Origin of the sequence: Sabulibacter ruber, assembly GCF_017355955.1 — a bacterium.
GTDB classification, from domain to species: domain Bacteria; phylum Bacteroidota; class Bacteroidia; order Cytophagales; family Hymenobacteraceae; genus Nibribacter; species Nibribacter ruber_A.
In genome coordinates, this window is sequence record NZ_JAFFID010000002.1 from 722,015 (window position 1) to 737,575 (window position 15,561).

Annotated in this window: 11 protein-coding genes; 5 read left to right on the forward strand and 6 right to left on the reverse strand. The window is 52.3% G+C overall.

Going from position 1 to position 15,561, the window contains the following annotated elements:
• Positions 1-70: 70 nt before the first annotated feature.
• A complete protein-coding gene (locus JT719_RS14420; protein WP_207434023.1) occupies positions 71-730 on the forward strand; it encodes a hypothetical protein in 660 nt (219 codons plus the stop codon).
• 131 nt (positions 731-861) lie between these two features.
• Here the strand turns inward: JT719_RS14420 and JT719_RS14425 are convergent, their stop codons facing one another.
• Together JT719_RS14425 and JT719_RS14430 are read right to left on the reverse strand one after the other, a co-directional pair.
• Complete coding sequence (locus JT719_RS14425) at positions 862-1,527, reverse strand: YceI family protein (protein ID WP_207434024.1); 666 nt, start codon at positions 1,525-1,527, stop codon at positions 862-864.
• Positions 1,528-1,866: 339 nt separating this feature from the next.
• Positions 1,867-4,857 (reverse strand): M16 family metallopeptidase, encoded by a 2,991-nt coding sequence (locus JT719_RS14430; RefSeq protein WP_207434025.1) that lies wholly within the window; start codon positions 4,855-4,857, stop codon positions 1,867-1,869.
• 392 nt (positions 4,858-5,249) lie between these two features.
• Between JT719_RS14430 and JT719_RS14435 the strand changes: the two genes are divergently transcribed.
• Together JT719_RS14435 and JT719_RS14440 are read left to right on the forward strand one after the other, a co-directional pair.
• A complete protein-coding gene (locus JT719_RS14435; protein ID WP_207434026.1) occupies positions 5,250-8,045 on the forward strand; it encodes an outer membrane beta-barrel protein in 2,796 nt (931 codons plus the stop codon).
• A gap of 264 nt (positions 8,046-8,309) precedes the next feature.
• Entirely contained in the window at positions 8,310-10,433 is a 2,124-nt protein-coding gene (locus tag JT719_RS14440; protein WP_242693255.1) for a sensor histidine kinase, read from the forward strand.
• 48 nt (positions 10,434-10,481) lie between these two features.
• On the opposite strand, the gene JT719_RS14445 is transcribed toward JT719_RS14440, so the two are convergent.
• The 4 genes from JT719_RS14445 to JT719_RS14460 form a co-directional block, all read right to left on the reverse strand.
• Entirely contained in the window at positions 10,482-11,219 is a 738-nt protein-coding gene (locus tag JT719_RS14445; protein ID WP_207434027.1) for a YqjF family protein, read from the reverse strand.
• A 54-nt stretch (positions 11,220-11,273) separates the two neighbouring features.
• Positions 11,274-12,185, reverse strand: coding sequence for a TIGR01777 family oxidoreductase (locus tag JT719_RS14450; protein WP_207434028.1), 912 nt, complete (start codon positions 12,183-12,185; stop codon positions 11,274-11,276).
• Between the two features lie 2 nt (positions 12,186-12,187).
• Entirely contained in the window at positions 12,188-12,556 is a 369-nt protein-coding gene (locus tag JT719_RS14455; protein ID WP_207434029.1) for a hypothetical protein, read from the reverse strand.
• Between the two features lie 73 nt (positions 12,557-12,629).
• Entirely contained in the window at positions 12,630-13,136 is a 507-nt protein-coding gene (locus tag JT719_RS14460; protein ID WP_207434030.1) for a GbsR/MarR family transcriptional regulator, read from the reverse strand.
• Positions 13,137-13,383: 247 nt separating this feature from the next.
• On the opposite strand from JT719_RS14460, the gene JT719_RS14465 reads away from it, so the two are divergent.
• Complete coding sequence (locus tag JT719_RS14465; RefSeq protein ID WP_207434031.1) at positions 13,384-14,262, forward strand: c-type cytochrome; 879 nt, start codon at positions 13,384-13,386, stop codon at positions 14,260-14,262.
• Between the two features lie 279 nt (positions 14,263-14,541).
• Positions 14,542-15,336 carry an SDR family NAD(P)-dependent oxidoreductase gene (locus JT719_RS14470; protein WP_207434032.1) on the forward strand — a complete coding sequence of 265 codons (795 nt, stop codon included), beginning with the start codon at positions 14,542-14,544 and terminating at the stop codon, positions 15,334-15,336.
• Positions 15,337-15,561: the final 225 nt, after the last annotated feature.

A 15,561-nucleotide genomic window follows, 5' to 3' on the forward strand; every position in this document is an offset into this window, starting at 1 on the left:
TAATCAGCATCCTAATTTCTTTCTTCCCGTTTTCTAAGCAGTAAGTGAGGCTTAAAAACATTGAAAGAATATGGGACTTTATTTTTGGAGAAGAGAGAGCAGAGCAGTGGCAGGATGGTTCATGTTGATGACTTTCATGGTGGGGTGTGCGCCTTCCACGGCAATTACCGGAACCTGGAAGAGTCCCGAGGCCACCGCTGGCACTTTTAACAGAATCATTGTAGCAGCCCTGACAGATAATGCCGTTGCCCGGCAAACCATAGAGGCGCAGTTACAGACCCAACTGCAACAGCGCGGCATCAACGCCACCAAAAGCATAGACCTGTTTCCGCCGGCCATTATGCGCGACGGAGGCACCACCGCCGATGCCATCCTGAACAAAATCAAAGGAGACCAGCATGACGCCATCCTGACGGTGGCCTTGGTGAACACCGAGACGGAGACCCGCCACGTGCCGGGGCAAACCATGTACACGCCCATCACCCGGTTTGGTTGGTATGGCACGTTCCGGGGGTATTACACCTACTGGCGCCCCATGCTCTATGACCCTGGCTATTACCGTGAAGACAAGGTGTATTTCCTGGAAACAAACCTGTACGATGCCCAATCTGAGAGGCTTTTGTGGTCTGCTCAGTCTGAATCGTACAATCCAACCAGCCTCCAGCGCTTCGCCCAGAAGTTCGGGGAAGTCACGGTAGGCCAGATGCAGAAAGAGAACCTGATCAAATAGCCGCCTCTGCTCAGGAAGAAGGTTAAGGAGGAATCAGCGGCCAATCTGTTTTAGACCTATTATCATGAAAAGAGCCCGGAAACGTAGTCTCCGGGCTCTTTTCATTTCTACCATTAAATGGCAGGTGAAGGTTATTGCTTTTTGGCTTCCAGATCCAGTTCAATGTTCACGGTTTCTGAGATGAACTTATCGCCCAGGGTTTTGTCATTGCCGTAATTCATTTGCCACTGGCGGCGGTCAATGTCAAAGTTAGCTTCGGCTTTCAAGGCATTCTCGTCCAGTTCAATGCGGGCCGGGAACGTGATGTTTTTGGTAACGTCTTTCAGGGTCAGGTTGCCGCTCACGCTGAAGTTGGCGCCTTCCACCAGGGAGGTATCCTGTCCGTTGGCTTTGTACGGCTCCACTTTGGTGATCACGAACTTGGCGGTACCAAATTTCTCGACGTTAAAGAAATCGCCGCTCAAAAGGTGCGGTCTCAGCTTGTTCTGGAACATCTCTCCCTGTTCTTTCAAAGTAAGGGAGTTGATGTCTATGGTAAACTCTCCGCCGGTGATCTGCTGATTGGCTACAGAGACCGTTCCGGTAGACAGGGAGAAAGTGCCCGGGTGGTTTTTGCCCACGCCGTTTCCGGTGAACTGCACCTCAGAGGCGGCGGTGTCTACCACAAAGGTCTGCCCCTCGGTGCTGGCAGTTTGCTGGGCATCGGTGATGGTGGCCTGGTCGCCTTTAGGAGCCTGGTTGCAGGAGGCAAATACCACGACTGCCACAAGTGCTATGCAGAAGCTTTTGATTTTCATAGTTGTAAAGCGTAAAGTGGAACAATGTACCTACACAAGTTTATAGGTGGTTTGCTATATAACGGAGCTATATTAAATATAGTTTATATAGGTGTTCATTTGCAGGGTTGTTTGTTCCCCTCGCTCGCCTCCGGCGAGTGTGAGTTAATGAGCGGCGTCCCGCCGCTATGTACAATTCACAAGTAAAGTTCTCCCCAACACGGCCAGAGGCCCCCGGTTACTCACACTCGCCGGAGGCGAGCGAGGGAGTTGTTAAGTAGTGATAAAAAGAAAAGGCGTTTCCGGGGTGATTTCCCGGAAACGCCTTTAAAACAGAGAACAGAATCTATCAGAGCAAACCTAGAAAATGCGGCCTTGCTTTTTGGCTTTCTTGCCCTTCACCGGTTCTGTGGCCTTAGGTTCTGCCACTACCGCCGGAGCTTCTATAGCGGGAGCCAAAGGCGCACCGTCTGAGTCCAGTTCTACCACTTCGTAGCCCAGTTTTTCCAGGCCTGGTTTAATAGAGGCTTTGTCGCCCACCAGCATGATGCTCATTTTCTCAACCGGCAGGTATTTTCTGGCCAAGGTGTTGATTTCCTCTTTGGTGATGTTCTTGAGAATATCGTTTTGCTTGGCCACGTAATCGGCATCCAGGTTGTAGCGCAGCATGTTGTTCAGGAACGAGGCTTTCTGGAACGAGGTCTCATATTTGCGGGCATCGCTCTGCCCGATGGCGCTCTTCATGAAAGCCAGTTCCTCATCGGTGATTCCTTCTTCCCGGAAGCGCTTGATCTCTTTCATGAACTCTACCACGGAGCTGTCAGAAACGTTGGAGCGTACCCCGGCAGCGGCGGTGAAAGGTCCGGCCGCTTCTGTGCCGGAGAAATAAGACCAGGCGCCGTAAGAGTACCCCTTGTCTTCGCGCAGGTTCAGGTTGATGCGGCTGTTGAAGGCCTCGCCCAGTACATAGTTCATGAGCGTGGCTTTGTAGTACTCACCGGTAGCGTCGTACGGCAAGGCCATGTACCCAATGCGGATCTCAGACTGCGCGGCTTTCTCTTTGTCTACCACAAAAATCCTGGTCTTGTCAATGTTGGCCACTTTTGGCTCAGCCGGGATGGTCACTGGTTTAGCGGCCCATTTGTTCAGAAAGGCCAGTTTAGGCATAATCTGGTTTTGCTCCACATCGCCTACTACTACCAGGTTGGTCACGCTGGGCGAGAAGTAATCCTGGTAGAATTTCTTCACATCGTCCAGGGTGATGTTCTCCACGGTTTTGATGGTGCCCATCACCGGAATGGCTTTGATGTGGCCTTCGCCGTACAGCATTTTGTTGTACACGTTGTTGGCGACCACGGTAGGTTGGGTACTCTGGTTTTTGATGGCTTCCAGGCGCTGTTTCTTCAGCCGGTCAAAATCGGCCGCGTCAAAGCGGGGGTGCAGCATGCGTTCTTCCAGCAGCGCCAGGGTAGCATCCAGGTTTTTCACCTGGGACTGAACCTGAACGGTCATGGTCTCTGTACCGCTCCCGAAGTTGATGGAAGAACCCATTTTCTGCAGTTGGGTCGTGATTTCCTCGGCGGTGAATTTCTGCGATGATTCGTTCATCATGCCCGCCGTTAAAGAGGCAATCCCCGCCTTAGATGGGTCATGGGCTTCCAGTTTGTGCCCGCCCTGCAGCGTGAACAGCAGGGTCACGGTTGGCACCTCGTCGCTCTTAGAGCCTATTACTTTGATGCCGTTTGCCATATTCTGTTTCCAGAACGGCGGAACGGTGATGGTGGGGTTGGCCCCGGCTCCCGGGCGCTTGCTGCGGTCAAAGGTATCTTTGGCTTTTACGTATTTCAGGCCGGCATATTGATCAGCGGGTGCTTTGTAACCCGATTTGTCCACCGTGAAGTTATCGGCTTTGGCCACCATTTCTGGCTTCCCTTTGGGAACTACGCTCAAAATCACGGCTTTCTTGCCTTTGATGTACTGGTTGTACACGCGCATCACATCGGCTTTGGTAACTGCCCGGTGCGCTTTGAGTTGGTTGGTAAGGAAGTTAGGGTTTCCGGTGAACGTCTGGTAAGACGCCAGGGTAGAGGTTTTGCCGGCCACGCTGGAAAGGCTGTTGATGATGTTGGCCTCATAAGTAGACTTGAACCGCTCCAGGTCATCATCGGTTACGCCTCTTTTCTCAAACTCAACAAACGCGTTGCGCATCTCCTTCTCCATATCGGCCAGAGATTGGCCGGGCAGCGGCAGCACGTTCAAGGTGAACTCACCGGCTAACTCAGAGCAAGGATGCCCGGCGCTGGCCTGTACCGCTTTCTGCGTTTTAATCAGGTTCTGGTACAGGATAGACGTTTTCCCGCCCCCAATAATCTCAGACAGCACATCCAATGGGACTTCATCTGGGTGGTAGTTGGGCACGGTTGGGAACGTCATCTGCACCATAGGGAAGCGGATGTTGTCTTCGTAAGAAACGTAGCGGTCCTGGGTAAGAACCGGGGCGGGCAGCTTCATGCTCTTCACCTCTGGCCCGCGCGGAATGGAGCCGAAGTATTTCTCGGCGAGTTTCACCACTTGCTCTGGGGTTACGTCACCACCCACGGTGAGGGTAGCGTTGTTTGGTCCGTACCAGCGCAGAAAGAAGTTCTTGAGGTCATTCACGTCTACGCGGTTCAGGTCTTCAATGTACCCGATGGTGGTCCAGGAGTAGGGGTGGCCGTACGGGTACAGGGTAGAACTCACTTTTTCATACACCAGGCCGTAGGGGCGGTTGTCATAATTCTGGCCGCGCTCGTTTTTCACGGTCTCGCGCTGTACCTCAAATTTCTTCTGGGTCACGGCATCCAGCAGGAAACCCATGCGGTCGGCTTCCAGCCAGAGGGCGGTTTCCAGTTGGTTAGAAGGCACGGTCTCAAAGTAGTTGGTGCGGTCGCGGTTGGTGGTACCGTTCAAATCGCCACCGGCCTGGGAAACGATCTTGAAGTGCTCTTCATCGCCCACGTTGTCTGATCCCTGGAACATCATGTGCTCAAAGAAGTGCGCGAAACCAGACTTGCCCACCTCTTCCCGGGCCGAGCCCACGTGGTAGGTCACGTCTACGTGCACAATGGGGTCTGAGTGGTCCTCATGAACTACTACCGTTAAGCCATTGGGCAGCACATACTTCTTATAGGGGATCAACAGCTCGCCACCTTTACGGGTAACTTCTTCAACCAATCTTGTCTGGCCTGTTTGAGTTTTGGCTGCGGAGGCTACTGGTTTCTTCGCCGGTGCGGCCTTTTTCTGTGTCTGCGCCTGGGCTTGCGTGAGCAGGGATGCCGCCAGCAACACAGCTAATGTTCTCTTTCTTACCATAAGGCTGTTTGTTTAGTTAGAGGTACTCAGTAGTGAAATATAAATAATATTTATAAAATTTTCATTACAATGGCTTTGGTTTTCTGCCGCAGAAGAAAATTTTATTTGGGCTGCAACTTCTGGGCAGGTGAGTGTCACTAACTGAAAAACAGGGCAGTCCTATTGGCTTTTCACCTGAACAAGCTGGACGTAATGGAAGACAGATGGGAAAAACAGGCTTAAAACGGCAAAAGGAGATTTGTACTGATTGGCTGGCCTGGTGCCGGAATGTTAATGTTTGTTAAATATTCCAATGCCAGAAAGAAGGGCTGCTACCTTTCACTATTATTATACCAAAACGGCTATAGATCTAAACCACCTTCACTCAACCCTTAGAACAACTCAACCTGCTTATGAAGCAACTTCTATCTGTCTGCCTCCTGTTCCTGTGCTTTCTCTTGCCAGAACCTTCGTTTTCTCAGAACCAGAAAGGGGAGGTGAAAGGAAAGCTCTGGGATGCCGCCCACAAAGAAGCCTTGTCTTACGCCACCATTGCCGTGTACACCGCGCAGGACACCACGCTGGTCACATTTAGGGTAAGCGATGACAAAGGAGCATTCAGGGTGCCCGGCTTAACCCTGAACCAGTCCCTCCGGATGGTGATCACCATGACGGGCTACAAGGTGTACAGAAAGGAGTTCTCGCTTTCGCCGGCGCAGTTGTCTCTGGATCTGGGGCAGATAGAAATGCTACAGGCCGATAACCTGTTAAACGAAGTAATCATTACCGCCGAAGCGCCACCCGTTATTGTGCGCAAAGACACGCTGGAGTTCAACGCCAATTCCTTCAAGACGCTGCCTACCGCCCTGCTGGAAGACCTCCTCAAGAAACTGCCCGGCGTGCAGGTAGACCCAGATGGCAACATTAAAGTGAACGGGCGCTCAGTGCAGAAGATTCTGGTAGACGGCAAAGAGTTCTTCGGGAACGACCCCAAGGTAGCCTCGCGCAACCTGCCCGCCGATATGATTGACAAGGTACAGGTGGTAAACGACCCCGATGCCCTCCGGAAAGACCCTGATCTGCCGGCAAGCGAGATTCCGCAGGTCATTAACCTGAAACTGAAGAAAGGCATAAAACAGGGAGCCTTCGGGAAGGTGTACGCGGGCACCGGCTCTGATAACAGGTATGAAGGCGGAGGCATCCTGAACATCTTCAGGGATACCACGCAGGTCAGTTTGTTAGGCTACTCCAATAACCTGAACAAGCCCGCCTTCGGGTTTGAGGACATCTCCCGCATAGGAGGTTTCAGCCGCAGCGGCATGAACTCCGTTATGGTGCGGAGCGATGGCGGTTTTGCCGTGAACGGAATCTCTTTTGGCGGTACCGAAGATGGAATCCAGCGGTCTACCGGGGCGGGCGGTAATTTCAACACGCTGCTGAAAGGCGATGTGAAACTGAACCTGCAATACTTCTACGGCGGCATTGACGCAGACCTGAACCAACTGGTGAACTCGGCCCAAACCCTGCAGACCGATACGCTTATCTCGCGCCGCACCAGAGCCCAGAACAGTGACAACAGAACCCACCGGTTTGGAGGAAGGCTAGACTGGAAAATAGACTCTTTAACCAACCTGAGCTTTACGCCCAGCGTGGTGCTGTCCCAGAGCACTTCTGACCAGGATCTGTTCACCAACACGTTCCGGGGTTTCAATCAGCCGCTCAATGACAGCTATAACCAGCAATTGCAGGAAAACAGCACGGTTACGCACTCGGGTACTCTCTCTTTTGACCGCAGCTCCCGCAAGAAGAAGGGCCGGTTATTCAACTTCTACGGAACCTATAATTTCAATGACGGGGACCAGGAACAGTACTACCAGGTGCTCAGCCGTTTTTACGGGCCAACGCCTTCAGAAGAAGTGTTGGACCAACTGAGAGACAACACCGTGGCCAATACCGCCGTCAATACCTCATTCTCGTACACTGAGCCGTTCAGCAAAAACCTGAGTGCCGTTTTCAGGCTGAATTCTGAATATTTCAGGGATAACAACCTGGTGAACACCTTTGACGCCGGGCCCGAAGGTTCTGGCTACACCGTGCTGATCTCTGAGCTTTCAGACGAGGTGGAAAGAAGCGGCTGGCGCAATTACGTGACCGCCGGGGTGAAGTGGAAAATTAAAGAGCTGACCCTGCAACCCGGCATCCGGTTCACGCAGCTGAATATTGACAATGTGTTCCAGAAGCTGTTACCCATTAAGCAGGAGTACTTCTACGTTTTCCCGTCGTTGATTGTCAACTGGAAAGGCTTTAACCTGAGCTACAACGTGAACGTGAAAGAGCCCTCGGCGGCAGACCTGCAGCCCGTCACTGATTTGTCTAACCCCCTGTTCATCCAGTACGGTAATCCGGCTTTGACTCCCACCATCTCCAACTCAGTGAACCTGTACTACCGCAAGTTTGACACCAAGCGCTCTATCAACTACTGGGCGTACCTGTCTGGCAGCATCAGCAACGATGCCGTGACCCGCGCCAGAACTTTGGATGAAACCACCGGCCAGCAGACCACCCGCCCCGTGAACACAGACGGCAACTGGCAACTGAACGGCAACGCTGATATCTCCAAAGACTGGAAATTTGACGGCAAAAAGCAGTTCTCGTTATCGGCCTCTATTTGGGGAAACTACGTGAAAACGCTCATCATCCTGAACAACTTGCGCAGCTACGGACAGTCTTTCTCGTTAAACCCCAGCCTGAACGCGCGGGTGAACCTCAATGATAAGTTTGAGTTCAACGAGTCATTCACCCTGGGTTTCCGCCGGAGCGTGTATGAAGACAATGCCTTCCGGGATTTGCGTTTTCAAACCAGAACCTCCAGAACCGGGGTGGTGGTACGCACGCCTAAACGCATGGTGTGGGAAGCCTCCTTTGATTACACCTACAATTCCAACACGGCGCCGGGCATCAGGAAAGACGTGAGCCGTCTGAATGCCGGGGTTACGTTCCTGTTCATGAAAAACGACCGCGCCCAACTAAAGCTTTCTGTGTATGACCTGCTGGACCAGAACATCAGCGCGTACCGCAGCATCAGGGAGAACCTGATTGAGGATTTCCAGACGCAGGTACTCACCCGGTATGCCCTGCTCACGTTCACCTACAACATCCGGAATTTTGGCGGAAAAGTGGGCGGCACCAACAATTTCTTCCGGTTCTAGAAAGAAAAACAGAGCGTTCAGGAAATGTAACTATTTGAATCAAAGAGAAAAGCCATGTAGTTCAGCCAAAGTTGAAACATTTTTTGCCTTCTTTCTGTATAAAGAGCCCTAAAACGCAAAAGGGCTCTTTTTGCTTTATAGACGCCGTATGCCCAATTTTGCCAGAGTAACGTAAGTGTAAATTTCTAGTAAGGTGGTTCCTTTCTTGCCATACTCCTACAGTTCGCTTTTATCAAGATAAAGTAATCGGCTTTCCCCTCATTTATGACAAATGCATACAACCAAGAGTCTACCGCAGCAGATGCGTTGAGTATTTTCCAGGGAGGCGGTGAGATGGGAGCGATGATGCGGGCGTACGACTGGGATGCGCACCCGCTGGGAAATCCGGCTCAATGGCCCCAGAGTTTGAAGACTAACATCCGGCTGTTGCTGAACTCGGGTTTCCCCATGTTCATCTGGTGGTCAAAGGATCTGTATGCCTTCCACAATGACCCGTATCTGCCGGCCCTTGGCAAGAAACACCCCTGGGCGCTGGGCACTCCGGCCCGAGAGGTTTGGTCTGAGATCTGGACAGACATTGGCGGCATTGCCGAAAGCATTCTGGCCGGCGGCAAACCTTTCTATGCCGAGGGCCTACGGCTTTTCTTGGAGCGGAAAGGCTTCTCAGAAGAAACGTACTGGACATTTTCCTACAGCCCCGCTTTCAATGACGAGGGAGGCGAGTTTGGGGTTTTCTGCGCCTGTACAGAGGTAACCAGCACTATTCTGGGCCAGCGGCGGCTTAAAACCCTCCGCGACATTGCCGATGCCACGCCCCAGATCCAGACCCTGGAGCAGGCCTGCCAAACCGCCTGCGAGCTCCTGGATCAGAATGAAAACGATATTCCTTTCAGCCAGATTTACCTGCTGAACCGCAGCCGTACCGAGGCCGTGCTCACCGGTGCTGCAGGCGCTATAAAGCCCAACGTGGCCCAGACGGTGTCCTTGGCTGGAACGGCCTCCGGCAAAGCATGGCCTTTGCACGAAGTGGAAACTTCTAAAAGTGTGCTCCTGCTGGATAACCTGGACGGCTTTCTGGAACCGCAGGCAAGTACTTCCTCCACGGGGCTTCCGCAGAAGGCGGCCATCGTTCCCATTCTTCGGCCCGGTCATGACCAGGTCATGGGCTTTCTGGTGGCAGGCATCAGCTCTAAACTGGAGTACGATGCAGATTACCAGAACTTCCATGAACTGATAGCCGGGCAGATTGCCACCTCCGTTTCCAGCATAAAAGCCCGCGAAGAAGCAGCCCGCCAGCAAGCCGAGCTGACCGACCTTTTCCAGCAGGCCCCGGTGGCCATCTGTATTCTGCGGGGCCCAGAGCACGTGGTGGAATTGGCTAACCCCGGCATCTGTGAGCTTTGGGGAAAACGGCACGGCGACGTGATCGGCAAACCCATTCTGGACGCCTTGCCGGAGATAAAAGATCAGGGCATCAAGGACCTGCTGGATGGGGTGTATAACACCGGTATCCCGTATGTGAACAACGAGCTGGAAGTAGTACTGGAGCGGAACGGAAAGCTGGAGCCGGTGTTTTTCAGTTTTGTGTACCACCCAATGCGCGACCGCCGGGGCAACATTGTGGGGGTTATTGCCGTGGCTATTGGCGTGAGTGAGCAGGTGCAGGCCCGCCACGAAATAGAAGCCATGAACACCGAGCTGCGCGCCATTAACGCAGACCTTGACAACTTTGTGTACTCGGCCTCCCATGACCTGAAAGCGCCTATTTCCAACATTGAAGGCCTCATGGATACCCTTCTGGAGTTCCTGCCCACTGACATCAAGGAACAGGAAGTGGTGCAGCGGGTCATCAGCCTGATGCACTCGTCCGTGAACCGCTTCAAACGCGCCGTGGCCGACTTAACCGAAGTTGCCAAAATCCAGCGCGGTTCCGGTGAAGACGTTGTCTCCATCAACCTGCCAGACGTGGTAGCCGATGTGCAGCTTGACTTTGAGAACACCATTAACAGCACGGGTGCCCGTATCATTACCCATTTCGCACCGGAGTCTATGGTCAGGTTCTCGGCCAAGAACGTGCGTAGCGTGGTGTATAACCTTCTCAGCAACGCCCTGAAGTACCGCTCGCCCGACCGCACGCCAGAGGTGAAAATCACCACGCAGGTAGAACCCGGTTTTCTGGTCCTGTCTGTCTCTGACAACGGTTTAGGCCTGAAACCCGAAGACAAGGCTAAAATCTTTACCATGTTCAAGCGTCTGCATGACCACGTGGAAGGTACCGGTGTGGGGCTCTACATTGTGAAACGCATTGTGGAGAACGCCGGCGGCAGAATTGAGGTGGAAAGCGAAAAGGGCACAGGCTCTACCTTTAGGGTGTACTTTAAACGGTAGAAGCAAAGCCTTTGGCTTAGGCTTTGAGGTCTACACAAACGTCTTTCTTCAACCTGAAAACCAGCGGTTTTTTACCTGCAGGTTTGTGCCTTCTTTGATGGAGACCTCTGAACCTTCGGCCAGGAAAACGGAGACAGGTTTCTGCGAGTTGAGAAAGCTGAACTCTGGGCCGTACACAGCGCCAAAGTCAACGGAGATGGTGTACTCCTGCACTGGATAGACTTCCCATTTTGGGTGTACTACCTGGTAAGCGGAGGTTCTGCGGTCATCTAGTCTGGTGTAGCCCCAGTAATGTTCCGAGATGAATTCTTCCAAGCTCCCTGCCGCAATTGGCTGCGGAACAGGCCGGGCAATTACTCCCAGAGATTGCCAGTGCTTTGCCTTCCAACCGTACTCAACCTCCAGTACGCTTGCACTGCTTTTCCAGTGGTGGCGCATGGGCATGGTAGCATAATGCTCTCCGTACAAGGTATTGGCTACAAAGGTGATGGCGGGCCTGGGCACAATCTCCTTGATAAACACCACGCCTCGCGTACAACTTCCTTGCGCCAGGTGCTTCACATAGAACCGCAGGTTCACCTCTTCAAAGTTGGTATGGAACGGAATCCGGATGCCTTTGAGGCGGGTATTCAGGAACATAAAGCCCACTAAACTTACGTAGCAGGTGCCGTTCCAAAAATCCAGCTCGGTTTGGGCGGGCAGGTATCTGGCCAGCACTTGGCTGTCTATGCTGTAGTTGGCCATAATCAGTTTTCGCCATTCTGCTTTCAGGAAAGTCTTTTTCATAAAACGGGTTTTTGTTGATTTTGCCCTGTTTTCAGAGAATCAAGCGTAAAACACTCAGGAAACGCACAACCGCACCGCCTCCTCCACAGAACCCACCTGAAAGCGGTAGCCTGCCTTCTGCAACCGGGTAGGAACCACCCAACGGCTTTTGAGCAGCAACTCGGTCTCAGTGCCTAGCACCAGGGCACCCAGTTCCAGCATCCATTTGGTGGCCCGTAAGCCAAACGGAACCTTCAGGCCATCCCGAACGGCCCGCATGAAATGGTGGTTAGGAACAGGTTTGGGAGAAGAAAGATTGAAAACGCCTTCCAGCTCCTCGTGTTGGATCAGGAAATCTATGCTGCCAACCAGGTCCTGCGCGTGAATCCAGCTGAAGCACTGCAAGCCGTTGCCTTGTCGGCCCCCCAAGCCAAAGCGAGCGAGGTTCAGGTAATATGGCATGACCCCACCCTCCTTGGCCAGGACAATGGCTATTCTCAGAGCCACTTTCCTGATGCCGGGTAGCTGCTGGGAGAAGAAGGTGTTTTCCCACTGCTGGCACACTTCTACGGAAAACCCTGCACCTTGCTCCCCGGTAAGCTCGTCCTGAGGTCGGTCCAGGGCGTGGCGGTAGATGGTGGCAGAGGCAGCGTTGATCCACAGTTTGGGTGGGCTTTTCAGCTGCCGCAGCGCTTGGCCCAGAACCAGAGTGGCGTTGACCCGGGAGGCAATAATCTCGCGTTTGTTGCGCGCATGGTAGCGGCAGTTCACGCTTTTGCCGGTAAGATTGATGAGCACATCGGCCTGTTCCAGGTACTGCACCCACTCGCCCAGGTTTTTAGCATCCCAATAGACGTGTTTCGCCGCTGATTGTCCCTTGCCCGGCGTTCTGGTGAGCACAATGACCTCGTTGCCCTGGCTGGTGAAATGATGGGTGAGCAGTTGGCCTATAAAGCCACTGCCACCCGCCAGAATGATTCTGCCCATGGTTACTGAGTGATAGGTTGGAGTTGCTGCTGCGCCCGGGCTCTGAGCTTGAAGAAGATGATCAGGTTAAGGAAGTGCATGCCGCCCAGGATCAGGATAATCCAGCCTAGTTTCTGGCTCCGGACTTCTACCACTGCCTGTACAGACCCAATAGTGCCCACCTCTTTCAGCGCCAGGGTCATGTACCCAATGTTGATGAGGTAAAAGCCTACCACCAGCAGTTTATTCACATAATCGGCTAAGTCTGCATTGCCGTGGAAAATGTTTACCAGAAAAATGCGGCCGTTCTTGAACAAGACCCGGGCTACCCAGATTGTAAGGGCGATGCTCACAAGCAGGTAAATAGTGTAAGTGAGAATAAAGTAGTTCATAGTGTTTATTGGTTAAGTGGTGAATTGTTTATATTGAACTTTCAGAAAAAATTGAAAATATAAGGCAAAAAAATTATTTGAATAGCTTGAAAATAGAACCGAAGAACCAATTCTCTTCGGCTTTCAGCATGGTTTCCAAGGTTTTGTCCACGTTAGAAGCCAGTTTGTTGATATCGGTGACAGAGGTTTTGAACGTCTTGTATTCCGGGTCCTGCTCATCGCCTTGTACTTCCTGCAGCTGATTCAGGAGTTTGAGCACCGGCTCCAGTTCCCGTCTTTTCCGTTCCTTGGCTACCTGGCGCGCAATGGTCCAGACATCTTTCTCGGCAAAAAAATACTCTTTGCGCTCACCGCTGCGGTGCTGTTTCTCAATCAGTCCCCAGTTGATCAGGTCTCTGAGGGTCATGTTGGCATTGCCGCGGGAAATCTGCAGTTGCTCCATGATCTGCTCTGTGGTGAGGGCCTCCGGCGAAATAAGGAGCAAGGCATGTACCTGGGCCATGGTGCGGTTGATGCCCCACTCAGATCCCAGCTTACCCCAAGCCTCTATGAATTTCTGTTTCGCCTCGGCTAATTCCATGGCCCAAAGATAAACAAGTTTTGAAACTTTCAATATTTATTGAAACATACTTCAGCAGAAAATAAAAGTTTCGCCAGGCAGGGGAAATCTGCCTTTTAGAACGCTTTTTAAATTGGGAGCTTTGCAAAACTATGTTTTGGCTTGAAATATGAATAATTAGTAGGGGTAGTGAATGGGGTAAACTGTCTTTACAGGAAAGCAAACCTGAACCCTTTTTCTCTAAACGGCTAAAAACTGCACCCCTACTATGATTAAGAAAATCTTGAAATGGACTGGTATCGTCCTGGGCTCTGTCATCTTACTTCTTTGCCTGGCATACTTCTACGTGTCTCATAACATAGGGCAGCGGATGGAGAAGAAGTACACGTTTGCCCCGGAAAGCCTTGACGTTTCCCAGGATCAGGCGCTCTTGAGCCGCGGAAAACATTTGGTGGCCATCAAAGGCTGCACCGACTGCCACGGTACCGATCTGTCTGGGAAAGTGTTGGTAGAAGACGGCGCGCTGGGCCGCCTGGTAGCCGCCAACCTCACCAAAGGTCAGGGCGGATTGCCCGCCAATTACACCACTACAGACTGGGTAAAGGCGCTTCGGCACGGAGTAGACAAAAACGGACAGGCCTTGCTGTTCATGCCTTCGCATGAAACCACCCTGCTGTCGGCTCAGGATATGGCGGCCATCATTGCCTACTGCCAAAGCGTAGAGCCCGTGAACAAACCCTTGCCTGCCATAGAAGTGGGGCCGGTGGTGAAAGTAATGGCTTACCTGGATAAAATGCCGTTGTTTCCGGTAGAGAAGATTGACCACGGCAAGCCCATGGTGACGCAGGTAGATACCGTAGAGGGGGTAGCCATGGGCAAATACCTGGCGGTGGCGTGCAGCGGTTGCCATGGCAATAACCTGAAGGGCGGAGACCCCGTGGCCCCAGGCTATCCGCCGGTACCCAACATCACCCAGGCCGGACACGTGGGCAAATGGACCCAGGCCCAGTTCATACAGACGCTGCGCACCGGTAAAACCCCCGAGGGCAAGCAGCTGAGCAATGACAACATGCCCTGGAAAATGACGGCCCAATACACAGACAAAGAACTGGCCTCTATCTACAAATACTGCCAGTCTATTCAATAGCTAACGCCCCGTCTGTTCCGGAAAGGACAGCATTACGAGAAGATTAGCAAGGAAAGGCAACTCCCGTTTTGGGTTGGTTTTAGCTTAAACCAACCCAAAACGGGAGTTGCCTTTTAGTTACCTAAACCGTGGCTGTTGATCAGCAGGAAGGTTGTAAAGGTTGTGTAAAGCGTTGATAATGAAATGTGTTGTTGGCTTCTGAAGCGCGTTTTTAGGCCGGTTTCCTTAAACCAGACCAGTTTTGCCTCGTTAATAAAAGCTCACCAAACCAGAAAAGTCATGGCGAATACAGCAAAATACGCCCTCATTACCGGTGGCACTGTGGGCATTGGTTATGAGTTGGCCAAACTCTTTGCCCAGGACAAGTACAACCTCATATTGGTAGCCAGAGACCAGACCGAACTAGACACCTGCGCCGGTGAATTCAGGCAGAACTATGGGGTGGACGTAGTTACCCTTGCCAAAGACCTGTTTCAGCGGCAGGCTCCGTTTGAGGTCTACGACGAGGTGAAAGCCCGCGGTCTGCAGGTAGACGCGCTGGTGAATAACGCCGGACAAGGCCAGTACGGCGAGTTCATTGAAACCGACATCAACCGCGAACTGGACATTGTGCAGCTCAACATTGGGGCCTACCTTGTGTTAACCAAGTCTTTCCTGAAAGAAATGGTGGCCCGCAACGAGGGTAAAATCCTGATGGTGTCTTCCATTGGCGGCGAACTGCCCGGCCCGCTGCAATCGGTGTATCACGCCACCAAGGCCTTTATCACTTCCTTCACGGAGGCCATCCAGAACGAGGTGAAAGAGACCAACGTAACCATCACCAAGCTGCTGCCCGGCCCCACCGCCACCGATTTTTTCCACAAAGCAGACATGGAAGAAGCCAGGATGATCAAGGAAGGCGATCTGGCAGATCCGGCCAAAGTAGCCAAAGACGGCTACGAAGCCCTTATGAAAGGCGAACTGGAAATCATCTCCGGCCTGAAAAACAAAATAATGGTAGGTGCCAGCAAACTCATGCCCGACAGCATGGTAGCCGAGAACATGCACAAAATGTCAAAGCCCAGCGAGGAGTAAATTGACGTAATGTAAACGGCAAACCCGGTTTGAAGGAGGAAGGCGTTTCAAGGCTATTTATTTGAATGTAGCCCTGAAACGCCTTTCTTTTTATAGTCTATTGATAGTGTTTCTTCCGCTAAATGCTTTACATCAAGCACATCACTTCCCTCGCTCGCCTCTGGCGAGTGTGAGTTATCCCGCGGCCTCTGGCCGCTATGCAAATCAGAACGAAAGGCACGGAAG